General features: G+C 69.4%; 16 protein-coding genes. 9 read left to right on the top strand and 7 right to left on the bottom strand.

Going from position 1 to position 18,760, the window contains the following annotated elements:
- The first annotated feature begins 200 nt into the window (after nucleotides 1-200).
- Nucleotides 201-1,589, top strand: coding sequence for an MFS transporter (locus tag ABN028_RS16730; protein ID WP_349697212.1), 1,389 nt, complete (start codon nucleotides 201-203; stop codon nucleotides 1,587-1,589).
- 42 nt (nucleotides 1,590-1,631) lie between these two features.
- Nucleotides 1,632-2,444 carry an alpha/beta fold hydrolase gene (locus tag ABN028_RS16725; protein ID WP_349328620.1) on the top strand — a complete coding sequence of 271 codons (813 nt, stop codon included), beginning with the start codon at nucleotides 1,632-1,634 and terminating at the stop codon, nucleotides 2,442-2,444.
- 21 nt (nucleotides 2,445-2,465) lie between these two features.
- Here the strand turns inward: ABN028_RS16725 and ABN028_RS16720 are convergent, their stop codons facing one another.
- From ABN028_RS16720 to ABN028_RS16700, 5 genes are all read right to left on the bottom strand, one after another.
- Nucleotides 2,466-3,035, bottom strand: coding sequence for a ferritin (locus ABN028_RS16720; protein WP_349328621.1), 570 nt, complete (start codon nucleotides 3,033-3,035; stop codon nucleotides 2,466-2,468).
- A gap of 57 nt (nucleotides 3,036-3,092) precedes the next feature.
- Nucleotides 3,093-4,598 carry an FGGY-family carbohydrate kinase gene (locus tag ABN028_RS16715; protein WP_349697211.1) on the bottom strand — a complete coding sequence of 502 codons (1,506 nt, stop codon included), beginning with the start codon at nucleotides 4,596-4,598 and terminating at the stop codon, nucleotides 3,093-3,095.
- 3 nt (nucleotides 4,599-4,601) lie between these two features.
- Complete coding sequence (locus ABN028_RS16710) at nucleotides 4,602-5,654, bottom strand: NAD(P)-dependent oxidoreductase (protein WP_349697210.1); 1,053 nt, start codon at nucleotides 5,652-5,654, stop codon at nucleotides 4,602-4,604.
- A gap of 64 nt (nucleotides 5,655-5,718) precedes the next feature.
- Nucleotides 5,719-6,687: a 1-phosphofructokinase family hexose kinase gene (locus tag ABN028_RS16705; RefSeq protein ID WP_349328624.1), complete on the bottom strand. Its 969-nt coding sequence runs from the start codon at nucleotides 6,685-6,687 to the stop codon at nucleotides 5,719-5,721.
- Nucleotides 6,684-7,445 carry a DeoR/GlpR family DNA-binding transcription regulator gene (locus tag ABN028_RS16700; RefSeq protein ID WP_349328626.1) on the bottom strand — a complete coding sequence of 254 codons (762 nt, stop codon included), beginning with the start codon at nucleotides 7,443-7,445 and terminating at the stop codon, nucleotides 6,684-6,686. The genes ABN028_RS16705 and ABN028_RS16700 overlap by 4 nt, the downstream gene beginning before the upstream one ends.
- Nucleotides 7,446-7,641: 196 nt before the next feature.
- Between ABN028_RS16700 and ABN028_RS16695 the strand changes: the two genes are divergently transcribed.
- Genes ABN028_RS16695 through ABN028_RS16675 form a run of 5 tightly spaced genes read left to right on the top strand, consistent with a single transcriptional unit; the run spans nucleotide 7,642 to nucleotide 13,006 of the window.
- Nucleotides 7,642-9,117: an ABC transporter substrate-binding protein gene (locus ABN028_RS16695; protein WP_349697209.1), complete on the top strand. Its 1,476-nt coding sequence runs from the start codon at nucleotides 7,642-7,644 to the stop codon at nucleotides 9,115-9,117.
- Nucleotides 9,118-10,044, top strand: coding sequence for a carbohydrate ABC transporter permease (locus ABN028_RS16690; RefSeq protein ID WP_349328628.1), 927 nt, complete (start codon nucleotides 9,118-9,120; stop codon nucleotides 10,042-10,044). It begins immediately after the preceding gene.
- On the top strand, nucleotides 10,041-10,955 hold the full coding sequence (locus ABN028_RS16685) for a carbohydrate ABC transporter permease (RefSeq protein WP_349328629.1): 915 nt from the start codon (nucleotides 10,041-10,043) through the stop codon (nucleotides 10,953-10,955). Before ABN028_RS16690 ends, ABN028_RS16685 begins: the two co-directional genes overlap by 4 nt.
- Complete coding sequence (locus ABN028_RS16680; protein WP_349328630.1) at nucleotides 10,948-11,976, top strand: NAD(P)-dependent alcohol dehydrogenase; 1,029 nt, start codon at nucleotides 10,948-10,950, stop codon at nucleotides 11,974-11,976. Before ABN028_RS16685 ends, ABN028_RS16680 begins: the two co-directional genes overlap by 8 nt.
- Nucleotides 11,977-11,998: 22 nt before the next feature.
- Nucleotides 11,999-13,006: a zinc-dependent alcohol dehydrogenase family protein gene (locus ABN028_RS16675; protein WP_349697208.1), complete on the top strand. Its 1,008-nt coding sequence runs from the start codon at nucleotides 11,999-12,001 to the stop codon at nucleotides 13,004-13,006.
- Nucleotides 13,007-13,027: 21 nt separating this feature from the next.
- Here ABN028_RS16675 and ABN028_RS16670 read toward each other — a convergent pair whose 3' ends face one another.
- Nucleotides 13,028-14,710 (bottom strand): BCCT family transporter, encoded by a 1,683-nt coding sequence (locus tag ABN028_RS16670; protein ID WP_349697207.1) that lies wholly within the window; start codon nucleotides 14,708-14,710, stop codon nucleotides 13,028-13,030.
- 129 nt (nucleotides 14,711-14,839) lie between these two features.
- A complete protein-coding gene (locus ABN028_RS16665) occupies nucleotides 14,840-17,335 on the bottom strand; it encodes a glycoside hydrolase family 2 protein (protein WP_349697206.1) in 2,496 nt (831 codons plus the stop codon).
- Nucleotides 17,336-17,469: 134 nt separating this feature from the next.
- On the opposite strand from ABN028_RS16665, the gene ABN028_RS16660 reads away from it, so the two are divergent.
- Both ABN028_RS16660 and ABN028_RS16655 read left to right on the top strand, forming a co-directional pair.
- Nucleotides 17,470-17,862, top strand: a complete 393-nt coding sequence (locus ABN028_RS16660) for a GntR family transcriptional regulator (protein WP_349697205.1) — start codon at nucleotides 17,470-17,472, stop codon at nucleotides 17,860-17,862.
- 17 nt (nucleotides 17,863-17,879) lie between these two features.
- Nucleotides 17,880-18,722: a serine hydrolase gene (locus tag ABN028_RS16655; protein ID WP_349328635.1), complete on the top strand. Its 843-nt coding sequence runs from the start codon at nucleotides 17,880-17,882 to the stop codon at nucleotides 18,720-18,722.
- Nucleotides 18,723-18,760: the final 38 nt, after the last annotated feature.

Raw genomic sequence — 18,760 nt, 5'->3', positions numbered from 1 at the left:
CCGGCCCGACCGAACAACCAAGTGGAAAAGCTGGACAGACCAGCAGCCACGCCCTACCCGGTGAAAGCCAGCCACCGCCAACTCCACAACAAAGATCATCACATCACCGGGCCCACGGATCGAGGCTTAGGGTTGCCTGGAACCAGAACGCGGGGAGTGCCTGCCCACGGCGGGACGTGGCAGTACGGGGGGAAGTCACCATGGGTCCGGCGTCGTCGGCTCCTACGCCGGATCGCGCCGAGAGCCGCCGGTTGCGCGGAGTGCTCGCCGCGGCAGCGCTGGCGATGTTCTGCGTCCAGCTGGACTTCTTCGCACTCACCCTCGCCCTGCCGCGGATGGCCAGCGACCTGCGGGTGACGACGACCGACCTGCAGTGGGCGCTCAGCGGCTACATGCTCGCGCTCGGTGCCTTCCTCGTTCTCGGTGGGCGGCTCGGTGACATCTTCGGGCGGCGCCTCGTCCTCGTTGTCGGCCTCGGCGTCTTCGGCGCGGCGGCCGTACTCTGCGCGCTGGCACCGACGGCCGGGCTCCTGATCGCGTTCCGCATTCTGCAGGGCATCGGGGCCGCTCTCATCTTCCCGATGACGGTCTCGGTGTTGTCGAGCAGCTTTCCGGAGCAGTCCCGTGGCCGGGCAATCGGCCAGGTGTTCGGGCTCGCCGCCGTCGGGACCGCGCTGGGCCCGTTCGTCGGCGGCCTCCTGACCGCCGGACCCGGATGGCGATGGATCTTCTGGTTCCTGGTGCCCTTCGTGGTGGCGGCCGCTGTCGTCACTCTCGCGGCGACCCGTGAGTCACGCGACGAGTCGATGCCGCGTCGACTCGACCTCGTCGGCGCGATCGTTCTCAGCGCCGGGGTCGCGCTGGTCACCTATGCCGTCGACCGGATGCCGACCTCCGGGCTTGCCTCACCCCTTGTCTGGGCGACTGGTCTCGCCGGGCTGGCGCTGCTCGTGTCCTTCCCTCTGGTGGAGGGGCACGTCCGCCTGCCACTGATAGACATGGGCCTGTTCCGCAACATCGCCTTCGTTCTCGTCACCGCCGTCGGGACGATGGCAAACGTCGCCTACGCCGGAACCGTCTTCCTCGCCACCCTGTACCTGCAGGACGTCCGCGGCCTCGGCCCGCTCACGGCCGGCCTCGTCTTCCTCGGCCTGTCGGTCGCCACGGGTTTCGCGGGGCCGCTCGCCGGCTGGCTCGGCGTACGCTACTCGGCCCGGGTCGTGATGACGATCGCCAACAGCATCGGCGGGCTGAGCCTGCTCGCCCTGACCTTCAGCCGGGCCTGGGGTGCGTACGTCCCGGTCTTCTGCCTGTGTGGGCTGGGCTTCGGGCTCGGCTGGTCGTTCGCGAACATCGGCACCCAGCGGGTGGTGCGACCCGGACGCAGCGGCGAAGCCGCAGGCGTCACGCAGACCGTGCTCATCGTCATCGCCGGCATCGGGCTGGCCGCGACAGCGACCACGCTGGAGGCACTCCAGTCGGCTGGCCACGCGCCCTCGGCATCGATCGAGGTCATCCTCCGCGTCCTCGCAGGCGGGTTGCTGCTCTCGGCCGCCCTCCTCGGGGCGTTCGGCCGCCACGCCCGCTGACGCCGTCGCAGGTGTGGTCGCGGTCGTTGGCATGCTGAGGGCGTGCACGCCTTCCGCCTTCCTGCATACGCCTGTTGGATCCGCTATCTCGACCTGCCGGGCGGCCCGGACAAGCCGACGCCCGAACCGGTGTGCGTCTACCTCGCCGGGCTGGGTTCGGCTTCGACTGTGGACTTCCCGGAGATCGTCGCCCGTCCCCCGCTACGCGGGCGGCGGTCGTTGCTGGTGGACCTCGCCGGCACGGGCTGGAGTGACCCCGCCCCGGCGTCCTTCGGCTACACGATCGAGGAGCACGCGGACGTGGTCGCCGCGATGCTGGACGCAGCGCACCTGCGTGGATGCCACATCATCGGGCACAGCCTCGGTGGCTCGGTGGCGATCGCCCTGGCCGATCGCCGGCCGGACCTGGTCGCCCGGCTCGTGGTCGCCGAACCCAACCTCGACCCGGGCGTTGGCACGTTGAGCAGGCACGTCGCCGACCAGTCCGAGGACGCGTTCGTCACGCGCGGATACAGCGCTCTTCGTGCCGTCCTCGCGAGGGAGGAGGATGCCGCCGTCACCTCGGTGTTCCATGCGACGACGGGTCGCTGGTCGCCGGCCGCGATGTACCGGACCGCGGTCTCGCTGTTGGCCGAGCGCACACCGACGTTCCGCGACATGCTCGCGTCCGCCTCGATGCCGCGCGCGATCCTCGTCGGCGAGCGTTCCGAGGACGTCGACCTGGAAGGCCTCGCGGACTCAGGCGTGGCGGTTCACGTCGTGCAGGGTTCGGGACATGTCATGACCTACGACAACCCGGAGGTATTCGCCCGGACCATCGCAGCGGCACTTGACGGGCCTACCGACCGCCCTTGAGGCAGCCGGATCTCGAACGCGTCAGAGGGCGCCACCAGCCGCCGCCGGAGCGGCACTGGGCGTACCGCTGTCGCCCACCGTCTCGCGGGCCAGGAACTCCTCGACGTGGAACAACGTGTCGCCGGCCCGGTCCATCACCGTCAGCAGCGTGGACATGGACGAGACCTCCTCGACCTGCTCGTGCAGGAACCACTGCAGGAACTGCTCGCCGATGTAGTCATCTTCCGCACGCGCCGCCTTCGCGAGCGCGACGAACTGGTCGGTGACTTCCTTTTCCTGGGCGAGTGCGAGGGCCACCAGGTCGCGTGCGCTGGTGAAGTCGTTGCGTACGGGATCAACGCCTGGAATGACGACTTTGACGCCTTGGTCGAGGAGGTACCGCACAATCATCATTGCGTGGTTTCGCTCCTCCAACGCCTGCCGATAGAAGTACGCGGCGAGCCGAGGAAGATCTTCGGCGTCGAACCACACCGCCACAGCGATGTATTGCTGGTGGGCGTTGAACTCGTGGCGGATCTGGGCCTGCAGCAGCTCGAGGAACCGGGAGTCGCGTGCTGAGTTCTGCTGGGGATTCTGCTGGAGGACGGACATACCCGCATGCTAGCGCCGCCCACGGACGCGGCCACGCCGGCGAATTTCGCCGCCTCGTCAGCCGAGCCCGCGCCAGATCTCGCCGAGGCTTGATGCGGCTGCGACAAAGCGACCGTACGCGTCATTCAACACCGCCGTACGCGCTGCGACCGGGTGATAGCGGCGTGCAATTCTGCCGGTGTTCGCCGCCTCGTCCAGGTCGGAATACACACCGATTCCGAGACCGGCAAGAAGGGCGGCACCGAGGGCACCGGTCTCGGCGCAGTCGGGCACCTCGATCTCGACGTCGAGGGCATCGGCGAACATCTGCGACCAGACGCCACTGCGGGCTGCGCCACCGGTGAGCCGAACCGGTCCGGACAGGGCGAACCCCTCGCGCAGGGCGTCGACATGCACCCGATGCCCGAGCACGACTCCTTCCAGCACTGCGCGTACGACGTCGGCTCGGCGATGCCACCCCCGCAGACCGAGCAGCCCGGCGCTCGCCGTCTCGCCGTACGGAGAGCCGTACAGGAACGGGTGGTACAGCAGCGTGCTCGGACCATCGAGCGCCCCCGCGGCCTCGCGCTCGAGCAGGGAGTACGCCGACTCGTCCGCAGGCAGTCCGAAACTTGCTCGCCACCAGTCGAGGTTCGTCGCCGACGACGCTGACGTCGACATGTTGAGCCAGCGCCCAGGTTGGACGAAGCTGCGCGCCTGCCAGCGTTCGTCGAGGGCGACGTCGGCACTTACGACCTGGTTGATGCTGAACGTGCCGGCGGCCAGGCTGAGCATGCCCGGCCGGACCGCGCCCGTGCCGACCGCACTGCCGTCGACGTCATGGGCACCGGTGACGACCGGCGTGCCCGCGGCCAGGCCGGTCGCTGTCGCTGCGTCGGCGCTGACCTCCCCGGCGATCGCCTGGCTCGGACGAAGCGGCGGCAGCTTGCCCGCCACCATCGTCAGGCCGTAGAGGTTGAGTGCCTCGTCGGCGTAGTCCTGCGTCCGCACGGAGGTGAAGGCCGCGCTGGCCTCACTCGGGTCGGTCGCGATCGCGCTGGTGAGCCGGAACCGCAACCAGTCCTTGCAGAACAGCACCCACCGGGTGCGGTCGAGGGTCTCCGGGGCGTGCCGTGCGAACCACGCCAACAGGGTCGAGGGAGAACCCGCGAACGGCACCTGGCCGGTCACGTCGAGGACCCGTGCCCACATGGGCGTCGTACGCCATGTGTCGAGCACGTCGTGCGCACGGGTGTCCATCGCGGTGACCGCGGCACGCACGGGGTGGCCGGCATCGTCGACGAGGTAGAGACCGTCGTTGTGGCCGACGATGCCGACCGCTGCAATGCGGTCACCCGGTGTGCGTGCGTCGTCGAGGGCGGCGCGGATCGCCGCGGCGGTCGCCTGCCAGACCTCGTCCATGTCGCGTTCGACCCAGTGCGGGTGTGGACTGGCGACCTCGACGCGGGCGCTGCCCGAACCCCGCTCCTGACCCTCGCGATCGAAGACGCACGCCTTGGTGACGGTCTGGCCGGCGTCGACGCCGAGCAGGAGGGTCTCGTCCGGTCGGGCGGAATCAGTCACCGCTCACACCCTCCACCCGAGCGCGGCGGCGTTCACCGCCGTGGTGATCCGCCCGGTGCGGTCCAGCTCGGCGACCGCTTCCGCCACGAGGTGGGCGGACCGGGTGATCGTGGTGGTCGTGTCGCCGCCGAAGTGCGTGGTGATCGTCACGTTGTCGAGGCGACGCCACGGGCTGTCGGCCGGCAGCGGTTCGGTATCGAAGACGTCCAAGGCCGCGCCGGCGATCCGATTCGCCTTGCAGGCAAGGAGAAGAGCGGCGTAGTCGACGAGCCGGCTGCGTGAGGTGTTGACGAAGTAGGCCGTGGGCTTCATCGACGCGAAGTGCTCGGCGGTGATGAACCGCTCGGTCTGCGAGGTGAGCCGGGCCAGGACGTGGACGAAGTCGGACTCGCGGAACACCGTGTCAAGGCCGGCTTGCCTAGCGTCATGGGCGCGGAGGACGCCGGCGTCGACGAACGGGTCGTGGACCAGCAGTCGTACGTCGAAGCCACGAAGCTTCCGGGCGAGCTCGCGCCCGACGTGGCCGAAGCCCACCATTCCGACGGTGCTGCCACCGAGCTCGCGGCCGGGACCACCGAAGTCCTTGCGCCAGCCCCCGGATTTCACCGACGCGTCAGCACGGGCGATGTCACGTGCTTCGCTCAGCATCAGGCCGATCGCGAGTTCGGCGACGGCGGAGGCGTTGCGGCCGTGGACGGGGACGACCGCGACTCCCCGAGCCGTCGCCGCATCGATGTCGATGTTCTCCAGCCCTGTGCGGGCGACGACGACAGCTCGCAGGCTCTGGCCGGCGTCCAGCACCGACGCCGGAACGGGCGCGAAGTGCAGGGCGAGCACCTGTGCGTCGCCCACGGCATCGCGCACCTCCGCCGGCGCCGGAACCGCGTCCGGTCCCTTGTGTTCCATCTGCTGCTGCGCTGCGTGCTGGTCGGCCTTGCTGCCGGCCCAGTCGACGGTACGAATGCCCGCGGAGTCGATGCCGACGTCGCTCAGGGCATCGACGTAGTGCTCGGCCGGGATGAAGTGGTCACCGACCACCAGGACCCGCGTGGTCATGAGACCTCCTTGGTCGGTCCCATGACCGGGGTGCTGTACCTGTTCATGACTTCACTTCGTCCGGTCACGACAGCCTCCGGTCAGGATCGGGGGCGGTGTGCATGCGTACGCTCCTCCGGTCGGCGTCACCCACCCGCCGCCCGAGGCTGCCTTCGGACCGGACGGCGACCGAACCCCACGCCACTGCCTCGCGAAGTGCACCCGCTCTGCCAGCCCTGTCCCTCCTGTCAACTCGGGCTTGCGCCGCGGCACTGAGGTACCCAGCCAGGAAGTTGTCACCCGCACCCACCGAGCTTCGGACGGTCCCCACCGGCAGTTCGGCATGCAGGACTGGCCCGTCACCGTCGACCAGGACGCCACCATCGGTGCCCAGGCTCACCAGCACGACTCCCCCGGCCCGTTTCCGTACCGTCTCCGCCGCCGCGATCACCTCGCCGAGCGTCCGCAACGGCGTACCGACAAGTTCGGCGAGTTCGTCGCGGTTGGGCTTCACCAGGTCGGGCCAGGCCTCGAGACCTCGACGTAGCGCCTCGCCGCTGGAGTCGAGCGCGAACCTGGCGCCTGCCTGCCGGGCTCTGGTGACGAGCTCGGCGTAGAAATCGGCCGCCACGCCACCAGGCAGCGCTCCGGACCCGACCACCCAGTCGCCGCGTCCGACCACTCCCAAAACGCCGTCGGCAAGTGTCTCGGCGTCGGCCCACGTCAGTGTGGGACCGGGTTCGTTGATCTTCGTGACGATTCCGCCGGGACTACGAACCGAGATGTTGACTCGCACCGAGCCGGTGATCGGCAGGGCGACGTATGGCACGTCCTCGTCGTCGAGCAGGCCGGCGAGCTGGCTACCCTCCGGACCGCCGAGGGGAAGTACGGCCGTCGACCGGATCCCGTTACGCAGGAGGGCCCTGGTGACGTTGACACCCTTCCCGCTCGGCTCCACCTGCCGGCTCGCGGACCGGTTGACCTCGCCCAGCCTGAGTGCCGAGACCTCGAGGGTGCGGTCGATCGCGGGGTTGGGTGTGACCGTGATGATCACGCCCGGACCACCTTCGGGCCGCACGACTCCAACTCGGCCGCGGCGTCGTCGTCGACCTCGGTGCCGGTCACGATGACGTCGAGGTCCTCCACGCCGGCGAACTTGCAGAAGCTGTCCCGCGCCACCTTCGAGTGATCGGCCAGCAGGATCCGGCGCTTGCCGGCCTGCACCATCGCCGACTTGACGGCCGCCTCGGTGGGCAACGGAGTCGTGAGCCCGCGGGCCACGCTGAGCCCGTTGGTGCCGAGGAACGCCACCTCGACGGAGATCTCGGCGAGTTGCCGGCGGGCCCAGTCGTCGACGGCGCTGTGCGTACGTCCGCGAACGAGGCCGCCGAGGCACCAGACGGCGAGGTGGGACCGGTCGGCGAGGAGGGTCGCGATGGGGAGGGAGTTGGTGACGACGGTGAGTTCGCGGTCACGTGGGATCAGCCGCGCGAGTGCTTCGGGCGTCGAGCCGCTGTCGAAGAGCACCGCACCTTCCTCGGGCAGTTCCTCCAGCGCGGCCCGGGCGATGCGCAGCTTCTCCTCGGCGTACTGCTCCCGGCGGGTGGCGAGCTTGGGTTCGTAGTCCAGGCGTTCGACCGGGATCGCACCGCCGTGCACCCGCTTCAGCAGGCCGCGACGCACGAGCACGCTGAGGTCTCGCCGGACGGTCTCCTGAGTCACGTCCAGCGCGCCGGCGAGCCCGGCCACGTCGACCCGGCCGACCGCGCGTGCGCGGGACAGGATCTCGAGCTGCCGCTCTTCGGCGTACATGAGGTTGTGCCCGTTCGTCTGTGGCTCTGCCCGGTCGTGGTGTGTGCGTTGAGCATGACAGCGAAGTGAACGCGGACGCAAGCGGAACCTCACGTCAGTCCAATGTCTGTTCCCACCCGAATCTGCCCGAATCTCTTGACTTCGGTTTGAGTGCGGGTCCAGGCTGGAAATCTCCCACACGGAGGGTGCCTCCCCCATGACTCACTCGACCGTGACTCCCTCGAACCAGACCGCCATGCGCCCGCTGACCCGCCGCAGCGTGCTTGCCGGCTCTGTCGGCGCGGGCGCGGCGCTGCTGCTCGGTGGCTGCGGCAGCCGGCGCGACGTGACCAGGCGTACGACCGACGACCCGTGGCGGCAGTTTGCCGGCACCACGCTCAACTTCATCTCCGAGAACACCGCACCGACCGCCGCGATCGCCGCGGACCTCGCGCCGTTCACCGAGCTCACCGGCATCCGGGTCAACATCGTCACCCTCGAGCTCAGCGCGCTGGTGCAGAAGGTCGCCCTCGACCTCGCGTCCGGCCAGGCGCAGTACCAGATCGTCTACGCCGACCCCTACCAGGTGCTCGCACCGTATTCGAAGGGGCTCGTCGACCTGCGCGAGCTCGCCGACGATCCGTCCCTGCCCCGGCAGGAGGGCGGCTTCCGCGACTTCATCCCGACCCAGCTCGACGCCGCGGGGCGATTCGTCGACCAGGACAAGGTGTTCGCGCTCCCCTACGACTGCCCCACGATGATCTGGCAGTACCGCGCCGACCTGTTCGACAAGTACGGCGAACGCATGGCCGACGACCTCGGCTTCGACACCACGCCGAGCAACGACAGCACCTGGGCGCAGTACGCCGCGACCGCCCGGTGGTTCAACGACAACGCCGACGAGGTGCTCTTCGGCACCGGGCACCAGGCGAAGCAGCACGACTCGTTGATGTGCGACTTCTCCAACGTGTTGTGGGCGTACGGCGGTGACTACTTCGACGACGGCGACGCGGTGGGGCGGCTCGGCCGGGTCGATCCCGGACCGTGCCGGCTCGGCAGCGAGGAGGCGGTCGCGGCCGCGGAGTTCTACGCGGACCTGCTCGCGGTCGCCGACCCGGCGTCCCGCACGTGGGACTGGGACGGTGTGGGTGCGGCGTTCAGGGCCGGACGGATCGCGATGTGCCCCAACTGGCACGAGTTCGCGGCGAGTAACGAGCAGGCCCTTCCCGGCAAGGTTGGCTATGCACGTCTGCCGAAGGGCCCGGCACGCTCTGCCAACCACTACGGCGGCACGGGGATCGGCATCAGCGCCAACACCCTGCCCAACGAACGCAAGGCCGCCTGGCTGTTCCTGCTCTGGTCCACCGCACCGGACAGCCAGCTCGCGAACCTGGAGAGCAAGGCGGGCGGCGGCACGCCGACCCGCACGTCGGTCTATGAGCTGCCGGACGTGGTACGAGCCGAACGCCGGCCGTCGGCCATGCCCAACATGCTGACCGCGGGTGCCGTCCAGCAGGCATGGAGACCTGCCAACATCGGCCTGCGCCCGAAGATCCCGATGTGGAACGAATGCGACACGGCCATCTACACGCAGCTGTCCCGCATGCTCGTCGGTGACGCGACGCCGGCCGAGGCGATGCGCGAGACGGCCAGCCGGTTCGATCGGATCGTCGCGCGAGGGTGGGTGGGATAGATGAACGCGACCGTTGCCAAGACATCGCAGCCGGCGCCGACACGGCGGCGGGCCGCTCCCCGACGCAGGCTCGCCTTCGAGGGTCGCATGATGGTGCCCGGCGTGGTCATGCTGGCGGCTCTCTCGATCATCCCGTTCCTCGCCATCGTCTGGATGAGCTTCTCCCGCGTACGCCTGCTCGGCGGTGTCGCCGCGGACTGGGTGGGCTTCGCTAACTGGGGGCGCTTCTTCACCGACGCCGACCTGGCCTGGGCCTGGATCCGTACCGCCGTCTTCTTCGTCCTCACCGTCGGCCTGGAGATGGTCGGCGGCGTCGTCCTCGCGCTGTGCCTGTGGCGGGTGTTCCGCGGGCGCAACCTGCTGCTGAGCCTGCTCCTGCTGCCGATGTTCGTCGCGCCGGTCATCGTCGGGCTGCTCGGGCGCTTCCTCACCGACTCGACGTTCGGTCTGTACGCATGGATCCTGCGCCAGCTCGGCTACCAGGGCGACATCCTCGGCAGCACGTTCTCGGCATTCACCGCCGTCGTCCTCATGGACGTCTGGGAATGGACGCCGCTCATCGCGCTCATCACCCTCGCCGGCCTGTCGTCGGTGCCGCTGGCCGTGCGCGAGGCGGCCGCGATCGACGGTGCCGGCGGGTGGAAGGAGCTGCGATACATCGTCCTGCCGTCGATCTCGAGCATCCTCCTCGTGGCACTGCTGATCCGGTCGATGGACGCGATCCGCTACTTCGACATCATCTGGGTGACCACGAACGGTGGCCCGGCCGACGCTACGAAGACTGTGCCGGTGCGGCTCTATGAGACCGCGTTCCGGTTCTTCGACCTCGGCTACGCCGCCTCGATCGGGTTGGCGATGCTCGTCGTCTCGATCCTCATCGCCCGGGTCTTCGTCCGCCTCCTCGACCAGAAGGGACTCGCCCGATGAGCGCAGTGCCCTCGCCAACCCCCCGCGGGCTCCGCCCGCCTACGCCCGCCCCCACCGCCAACGCGTCGATGAGTCCGCTGGAGCGCGGCACCCGGCGGACGCGCATCCTCGCCTGGGCACTGCTCGGGGTCGGCCTGGTCTGGACCCTCGTGCCGCTGGTCTGGATGCTGGCGTCGTCGTTCAAGTCCGACGCCGATGTCACGGCCGCGACACCGCAGGTGTTCTTCGTACCGACGCTCGACAACTATCGGGGCCTGTTCAGCGGCGCGAACGACCTCACGCCGTATCTCTGGCACAGCATCCTCGCGGCAGGTCTCTCCGCGGTGCTGGCCGTCGCACTGGGAGCGCTCGCCGGCTACGGCCTCGCGCGGACGGCGATGCGCGGCAAGAAGCACATGTCGTTCTGGATCATCTCGACCCGGATGGCCCCGATCGCCGCCGTGGTGCTGCCGCTGTTCCTGATCTTCCGGCAACTGGGGCTGATCGACTCGATCCCGGGCCTGGTGCTGGCGTATCTCACGTTCGACCTGCCGTTCGCGATCTGGTTGATGAGTGCGTTCTTCGCCGACATCCCGCCGTCGCTGGAGGAGTCGGCACTCGTGGCGGGATGCTCGCGCTGGCAGGCGTTCTGGCAGGTCGTGCTGCCGCTCACCAAGGCGGGTCTGGTCACGACGTTCGTGCTGTGCCTGGTCTTCGCGTGGAACGACTACGCGTTCGCGCTGGTCTTCTCCGGGCCCAGCTCCCAGACGCTGCCGATCGCCGCGAGCCAGCTGGTGACCCAGACCGGCATCGACTGGGGACAGTTGTGCGCGATCGGTACGTTCGTGGTGGTCCCGATGATGCTCGCGGGGCTCGCCGTACGCCGGTGGCTCGTCACCGGCCTGACCCTCGGAGCAGTGACAGGTGAGTAAACCGGACACGATGCGGGCTGCCGTCCTGCGGGACGTGAAGGATCTCGTGCTCGAGGAGCAGCCGGTGCCGGAGCCGGGACCGCGGGAGGTGCTCATCCAGGTCACCTCCGTCGGCACCTGCGGCTCCGACATCCACTACTACGAGCACGGCCGGATCGGGGACTTCGTCGTCCGTTCGCCCCTGGTACTCGGGCACGAGGCGGGCGGCGTGGTGGTCGCCCGCGGGTCCGAGGCGCGGCGGCACGAGATCGGGCAGCGGGTGTCGATGGAGCCGGGAGTGCCCTGCTTCACCTGCGCGCAGTGCCGCGCCGGGCGCTACAACCTGTGCCCGGACATGCGGTTCTTCGCGACACCGCCGATCGACGGCGCCTTCTGCGAGTACGTCGTGCTGCACGAGGAGTTCGCCTACGCCGTTCCCGACTCCCTCTCCGACGACGCCGCGGCCCTGCTCGAACCCCTGTCGGTCGGTGTCTGGAGCGCCCGCAAGGCCCGGATCGCCCCTGGCACACGGGTGCTGATCACCGGCGCCGGACCGATCGGGCTGGTCGCGTTGCAGGCCGCGCGGGTGTTCGGTGCCAGCGAGGTCGTGATCTCCGACGTACGCCCGCAACGGCTGGAGATGGCCCGCGCCCTCGGTGGTACGCCGATCGACGTGAGCACGACCTCGCTCGCCGACGCGGGTGTGGAGGCCGAGGTCCTGATCGAGTGCTCGGGCTTCCCGCCGGCGATCGGCGAGGCGATCCGGCGGGTGGGCCGCGCCGGACGGGTGGTGCTGGTCGGCATGGGTGGCGACGAGATCCCGCTCCCGCTGGCGCACGTCCAGGGGTACGAGATCGAGGTCACGGGCACCTTCCGGTACGCCAACACCTGGCCGACCGCGCTGGCCCTCGCGACGTCCGGCGAGGTGGACCTCGACCGGCTGGCCACGCACCACTTCGGGCTCGCCGACACCGAGGCCGCGCTCACCGTCACCGCGAACGACCCGACCACCATCAAGCCCATGGTTCATCCTCAGCAGTGATACCTCAGCAAGGGAGTTCAGCGTGAAGGCTGCCGTCATCAGCGAACCCGGCAAGGTCAGCGTCGAGTCAGTGCCCGACCCGTCGCCAGGTCCGCGGGACGTCGTCGTCGCTGTCGCCGGCTGCGGGATCTGTGGAACCGACCTGCACATCCTCGAAGGCGAGTTCGCACCCACGCTGCCGGTCGTGCCGGGGCACGAGTTCGCCGGCGAGGTCGTCGCGGTCGGGCAGGACGTCACCGAGGTCGCGACGGGCGACCAGGTAGCTGTCAACCCGTCCTTGCACTGCGGCGAGTGCCACTACTGCCGCCGCGCCCGAGGCAACCTGTGCGAGAACTGGGCCGCGATCGGCGTGACGACAGCGGGCGGCGCCGCGGACTATGCCGTCGCACCGGTGAAAAACTGCTACCAGCTCCCCGAGGGGGTGGCGACCGCGGACGCCGCACTCATCGAGCCGCTGTCGTGTGCCGTTCGCGGTTTCGACGTACTCCCCCGCGTTCTCGCCGACCACTACCTCATCTACGGCGCCGGCACGATGGGGCTGATGATGATGGAGCTGGCGAAGCGTGCGGGTGCCGGCAGCGTCAGCGTCGTCGACATCAACCCGGCCCGCCTCGAAACCGCGCGGGAGCTCGGCTGCACCGCCACCGCGACAAGCGCCGACGAGCTGGCTCCGAGCCATCCGCGCGGCTGGGAGGTCGTCATCGACTGCACCGGTGTGGCCGCCGCGATCAGGGACGGGTTGGCGCGGGTCGACCGTGGCGGGACCTTCCTGCAGTTCGGCGTCTCGTCCTACGACGCACGGGTCGAGATCGAGCCGTACAAGATCTACAACCAGGAGATCACGATCACCGGGTCGATGGCGGTGCTGCACAGCTTCGAACGTGCGGGCGACCTGTTCGCGAGCGGTGTGCTGCGGCCAGACGTCATGATCAGCGACCGTCTCCCCCTCGCCGACTACGCCACCGCACTGGAGCAGTTCAAGGCCGGCGTGGGCCGCAAGATCCAGGTCGTTCCCACCGTGGAGCCGTGACCGCCGCTGGCCCGCGGGGCGCTACTCGTCCTCGGTGGTTGGACGGTGGTCGGCGTCATCCGCCGGCCGGGTTCCGGCCTCCCGCGCGACCTGGTGGCGGAGCCGCCGGCGGAACCGCCTGTCGGCCACGATCATCGGGTCGTTGCGCAGGTCACGGGCGAGGGCGACGCACAACCCGACCATGATCACGGCGAACGGTGCGCCCGCCAGGATCGTCAGTGTCTCCAGCCCGCTGAGAGCCTTCTCGCCTCCCAACAGCAACATCACGAAGGCGACCGCGCCGACCAGGACACCCCAGAACACCACCGCCCACCTCTGGGGCCGGTGGGTGCCGCGCTGGGAGAGCGTGCCGAGGACGAGGGAGGCGGCGTCGGCCCCGGAGACGAAGAAGATCGCCACCAGGATCACGACCAACGTGCTCGTCACGCCGGCCAGCGGGAACGTCCCCAGCAGCGCGAAGAGCTGGCCCTCCGGGTCCGCGACATCGGCAATGTCGCGACCGCCGCGTTGGGCGTCGATAGCCGCGCCGCCGAAGATCGCGAACCACGCCACGCTCACCAGACTGGGGACCGCGATCACTCCGAGGACGAACTGGCGGATGCTCCGACCGCGGCTGATCCGCGCGATGAACGTCCCGACGAAGGGCGCCCACGAGATCCACCACGCCCAGTAGAAGATCGTCCATGTGGTCAGCCATCGGGTCACGTCCTCCCCACCGGCCGGGGTGCGGGCGGACATCGCCGCGAAGTCGCGGAAGTAGTCGCCGACGGCGGCGGGTACCAGGTTGAGGACGAAGGCGACCGGCCCGACGACGAACACGAAGACGGCGAGCAGGATCGCCAGCACCATGTTGGTGTTGGACAGCCACTGGATTCCTTTGGCGACCCCGGAGACCGCCGACGCCACGAAGGCCACCGTCAGGACCGCGATCAGAGAGCCGAGGACGAGCGATCCCGCCGTGCCCAGCCAGCCCAGCTCGACCAGGCCGGCACCGATCTGGAGAGCGCCGAGGCCGAGCGAGGCGGCCGAGCCGAACAGCGTCGCGAAGATCGCCAGGATGTCGATCACCCGTCCCGCCGGCCCCGTCGCGCGGCGCTCGCCCAAGAGCGGCGCGAACGCCGCACTGATGAGCTGCGGCCGCCCTTTCCGGAACGTGCCGTAGGCCAGGGCGAGACCGACCACGGCGTAGATCGCCCACGGGTGCAGGGTCCAGTGGAACAGCGTGGTCGCCATCGCGGTCCCGGCGCCGGGACGGGCATCTGGTGGAGTCTCGACGAAGTGGGTCAGCGGCTCACTGACCCCGAAGAACATCAGGCCGATGCCCATGCCCGCACTGAACATCATGGCGACCCAGGAGATCGTCCGAAACTCCGACTTCTCCCCGTCCTGGCCGAGCGGAATCCGCCCGTATCGGCTGACTGCGAGCCAGACGGAGAAGACCACAAACCCCGTCGCCGCCACGACGAAGAACCACGCGAGGTTGTCGACGAGCCAGGTCAGCGATGCGTTCGCGGCTCTTGCGAGTGAGCCGGTGCCCCGAACACCCCAGGCGACGACGGCGACCGACACCGCGGCGGAGATTCCGAACACGACCCAGTCGGTAATGGGCGGTGGGCTCGTGACTGTCGGTGGTGGGCCGTCACCCTCGGGCTGGTGAGTCCGTTCCGGCTCAGGCTCCGCGTTGCTCTCCTGCTGATCGGACACGGGATCGCGACCCCTTTTTAACCTCGGCGCGGCTGGCCTCATCGGAAACCAGGTGCAGACTGTCGGAACCCACGTGCCCCGCCGGTCGGATTACAACCTTTCAGTGCATCTTCCGGACGTCCGACGCATTCAGGGTGCCTGTGCGGCCGGAACCTGTCCGTCGCCCGCGCTGCGGAGAACGGGAGCACCGGCGACTTCCTCACGAGTCACCTGGCGGGTCAGTCCTTCGATCAGGAAGGCGTGCGTCTCCCCTGGCAGCAACGTGACCAGCATGTCATCCACTCTCGCCGCTGGATCGAGCCGGTCGGCAAACAATGCCAGGTCACGGACGAAGGTCCGGGCTGCCACCCGCACCTGCGTGCCGCTGGGGTTCGGGACCACCTCAACGTCGAGCTCCGGCTGCGGGTAGGCGAGGTCCTTGTCCTCTGCGAAGTACCAGGTCGTACGCCGGTCTCCGGCCGTGACGACCAGCACCTCACTCGCCGCATCCACCGGTGTCGCGACGTCGGCAGGTATGCGGACCGCTGTCGTGTCTCGTGGATCGACCTCGAGCTTCGCCGTCCACTGCGCGTACACCTCGCCACCGAACGCACGACGCTCGACGACGACCTCGGCGTTCCACGCCTCCGCTCCGTCGTTGATCCCGATGATGTCGAGTCCGCCGTCGCGGGGCTGGACGGTCACCAGGCGAGGGTCATAGACCTTCCGCAAGGCGTACCACAACGGCTTGCGCCGGGCGTCACCGTCGACCGCGGCCCACGACGTCACCGGCCAACAGTCGTTGAGCTGCCAGATGACGGTGCCCATGCAGCGACCGCGATGCGAGCGGAAGTGCTCGATGCCGTACGTCAGCGCCCTCGCCTGGTTGAGCTGCGTGACCCAGTGCCAGTCGGCCACCGTCGTCGGCTCGTCGAAGTGCGGCGCCAGCCCGCGGGCGAGCTTGCCGTTGCCGTCGGTCGCCTTCTGGTGGCTCAACACCCCTGGCGAGTCGGACGCGAGCGGCTCGTCGTGCACGGCCCTTGTCAGCGTCGCCCAGGTCGGCGGGCCCTGCCAGCCGAACTCCGCCAGGAACCTCGGCACGTAATCGCGGTAGACCGCGTAGTCCTTCTGGTTCCAGGCGTCCCAGATGTGTGTGCAGCCGTGGTCGTCGGCGTTCGGATGGATGTCGAACGAACCGGAGTAGGGGCTGCCGGGCCAGTACGGCCGGGTCGGGTCGGTCTCGGCGACCACCCGGGCGAGCACGTCGAGGTAGTAACCCTTGCCCCAGGTCCGGCCGTCGAGCCTCGCCTGCCAACCCCAGTCGAAGTAACCCCAGATGTTCTCGTTGTTGCCGTTCCACAGGACGAGACTGGGGTGCGGCATCAGCCGGGCGACGTTCTCGCGGGCTTCGGCCTCGACCTCTTCCGCGATCGGCGACTCCTCCGGGTACGCCGCGCAGGCGAAGAGGAAGTCCTGCCAGACAAGGATGCCGAGCTCGTTAGCTGCGTCGTAGAACGCCTCCTGTTCGTAGATCCCGCCGCCCCAGACCCGCAGCAGGTCGATGTGGGCGTCCTTCGCCTGCTGCAGCCGCGCGCGGTAGCGCTCCGGACCGATCCGGCTGGGGAAGCAGTCGTCGGGGATCCAGTTGGCGCCGCGGGCGAAGATCGGCACCCCGTTCACGACGATGGTGAACGCCGAACCGGTCTCGTCCGGCGTGGTGTCAAGGCGTACGTGACGAAAGCCGATCCGGTGCGACCAGCTGTCCAACGCCGTACCGTCGCCCGCGGCCAGGGCGACATCGAGGTCATAGAGCGGCTGGTCGCCGTGGCCGTGCGGCCACCAGAGCCGGGGATCGGGGACTTCGAGCGCGACTGTTGCCGACGTCTCCCCGGGCGCGACGTCAACCCGCCCCCGCACCCCGGCCACCTCAGCGGTCAGCGTCAACGGTGCATTGACATCGGCCCGGTCCACCTCGACGACCGCCCGCACCTTGCCCACGCCGCCCTCGACCGTCACCAGCGGGCGTACCTTGGCCAGTCGTGCCGTCTGCCAGGAGTGCAGCCGGATCGGCTTCCAGATTCCGGCGGTGACGAGGATCGGTCCCCAGTCCCAACCGAAGTTGCAGGCCATCTTGCGGATGAAGTTGAACGGCTCGGGGGTGGCGGAGTTGGGTCCGGGCAGGTCACCGAGCTGGTCCTTGAGGTTCTCGGCGTACGCCTGGGCGGAGGTGAACGTCACCACCAACTCGTTCGCGCCCGGGCGGAGGTGCTGCCCGACATCGAACCGGTAGGACCGGTGCATGTTCTGCGTCGTGGCGACCGGCGACCCGTTGAGCTCGATCCTGGCCACCGTGTCGAGGCCGTCGCAGACCAGGTCCACCCGATCGGTGCCGCCCGGCTGCCAGTCGAAGGTCGTCGCATAGCGCCAGTCGGTCCGACCGATCCAGCGCAACTCGTGCTCGTTCCGGTCGAGGTACGGATCAGGGATGAGGCCGGCCGCCAGCAGGTCCGTGTGCACACAACCGGGCACGCTGGCGGGAACCGTCGCCGACGCCAGCGCCGCCGGGATCTTCGGTTCACCCCCGGTGCCGCCGGAAGCGACCGCGTTGAGCACCCAGTCCTGGTGCAGATCCCGCCACTCACCCATGTACGCCTCCTGTCGCAATGCCAGCTTGCTCCTCTACCCTCTCCCACGACCGACGGCCGGCCGCCTGCGCGGTGACCCGCACGCCGATTTCCGCCAACCGAAACTTTCGCCGCATCCGATCTCATGGGGGTTGCATGGCAAGGATCGCTGTCGACAGCGCAAGCCGAACGCCGCCCTGGCGGCAGGTACGCGACCAGATCCTCGCGCAGATCGACGAGGGGCACCTGGCAGTAGGCACCCGGCTCCCACCGATCCGCCAGCTCGCCGCCGACCTGGGAGTGGCGCCTGGCACGGTCGCACGTGCGTACAAGGAGCTCGAGGCCGAAGGGGTCCTGCACACCGCGCGCCGGCACGGCACGGTCGTCGCCGCGGCCCTACCGGGCCGCGACGATCCGCTCCGTACCGCCGCCGAGACCTACGCCGCAACCGCCCGCGAACTCGGCGTCGACGTGCGTACCGCCCTCGCCACCGTGCAGTTGGCGTTCGACCTCACCGCCGGGACTCCACCCAAGCGGCCAGCTCGGTGAGCTTGAGTCCCTCGCGGGTGCCTCATCTCTGCGCGCTCGGCGCCGAACTCACCGCGGTGCCGGGCACGGTTTCGGTCTGGTGCGGTCGCCCTGGCGCGGGTCCGGCGTACTCCCTGAACGCCGATCACACCCACTACGCCGCCAGCACGATGAAGGTCGCGGTCATGATCGCGGCGTACCAGCTGGCGGAGACAGGTGAGCTCGACCTCGACGCAGAGGTGGCCGTTCACGACGAGTTCGTCTCTGCGGCCGGGGGCGGGGCGACGTACCGGTCGACCGCCGACTACGACAGCGACCCTGAGCCGTGGCGGTTCCTCGGCGGGACCGCACCGCTGCGCTGGCTTGTCCGCCGGATGATCGTCAGGTCGAGCAACCTCGCCACCAACCTCGCCCTCGAACGCGTCGGCCTCGAGCCGGTCGCGGCGGCCTGGCGCGCCGCAGGTGCACGGCACGCAGTGGTCACCCGTGGCATCCAGGACGAGCCGGCCCAGCAGGCCGGCCTCGCCAATCTCGTCACGGCCAGCGACCTCGCCGGCCTGATGGGAGCGCTGGCCCTCGGCGCGGAGGCACGGACGCGGTGGGGCCACGTCTCCCCCGCCGGGTGCCGGGAGATGCTCGATGTGCTGCTCGCCCAGGAGATCACCGAAGACGTCGTACGCGGTCTTCCTCCCGGCACGCCGGTCGCGCACAAGAACGGCTGGGTCGACGGGATCCGGCACAGCGTGGCCCTCGTTCATCCTCCCGACGCGCCGGCGTACCTCCTGGTGAGCTGCACGACGGCGCCGCTCTCCCACGACGATGGTTGTGCGCTGGCCGCACGCGTGGCGGCCGCGAGTTGGGCCGACAGGTTCAGCCTCTGACCCTGGAAGCCAGGTGGCCCGGAGGGCCGGCGGGCCGT

This window comes from Actinopolymorpha sp. B17G11, assembly GCF_040196095.1.
GTDB lineage: Bacteria > Actinomycetota > Actinomycetes > Propionibacteriales > Actinopolymorphaceae > Thermasporomyces.
The sequence above is the reverse complement of the archived record's forward strand: the minus strand, read 5'-3'. Positions and strand labels throughout refer to the sequence as shown.

Excerpts from the sequence above, each read along its gene's own strand:
- ABN028_RS16730 (WP_349697212.1), top strand. The coding sequence starts at position 201 with ATGGGTCCGGCGTCGTCGGCTCCTACGCCGGATCGCGCCGAGAGCCGC.
- ABN028_RS16720 (WP_349328621.1), bottom strand. The coding sequence starts at position 3,035 with ATGTCCGTCCTCCAGCAGAATCCCCAGCAGAACTCAGCACGCGACTCC.
- ABN028_RS16710 (WP_349697210.1), bottom strand. The coding sequence starts at position 5,654 with ATGACCACGCGGGTCCTGGTGGTCGGTGACCACTTCATCCCGGCCGAG.
- ABN028_RS16700 (WP_349328626.1), bottom strand. The coding sequence starts at position 7,445 with ATGTACGCCGAAGAGCGGCAGCTCGAGATCCTGTCCCGCGCACGCGCG.
- ABN028_RS16695 (WP_349697209.1), top strand. The coding sequence starts at position 7,642 with ATGACTCACTCGACCGTGACTCCCTCGAACCAGACCGCCATGCGCCCG.
- ABN028_RS16690 (WP_349328628.1), top strand. The coding sequence starts at position 9,118 with ATGAACGCGACCGTTGCCAAGACATCGCAGCCGGCGCCGACACGGCGG.
- ABN028_RS16685 (WP_349328629.1), top strand. The coding sequence starts at position 10,041 with ATGAGCGCAGTGCCCTCGCCAACCCCCCGCGGGCTCCGCCCGCCTACG.
- ABN028_RS16665 (WP_349697206.1), bottom strand. The coding sequence starts at position 17,335 with ATGGGTGAGTGGCGGGATCTGCACCAGGACTGGGTGCTCAACGCGGTC.
- ABN028_RS16660 (WP_349697205.1), top strand. The coding sequence starts at position 17,470 with ATGGCAAGGATCGCTGTCGACAGCGCAAGCCGAACGCCGCCCTGGCGG.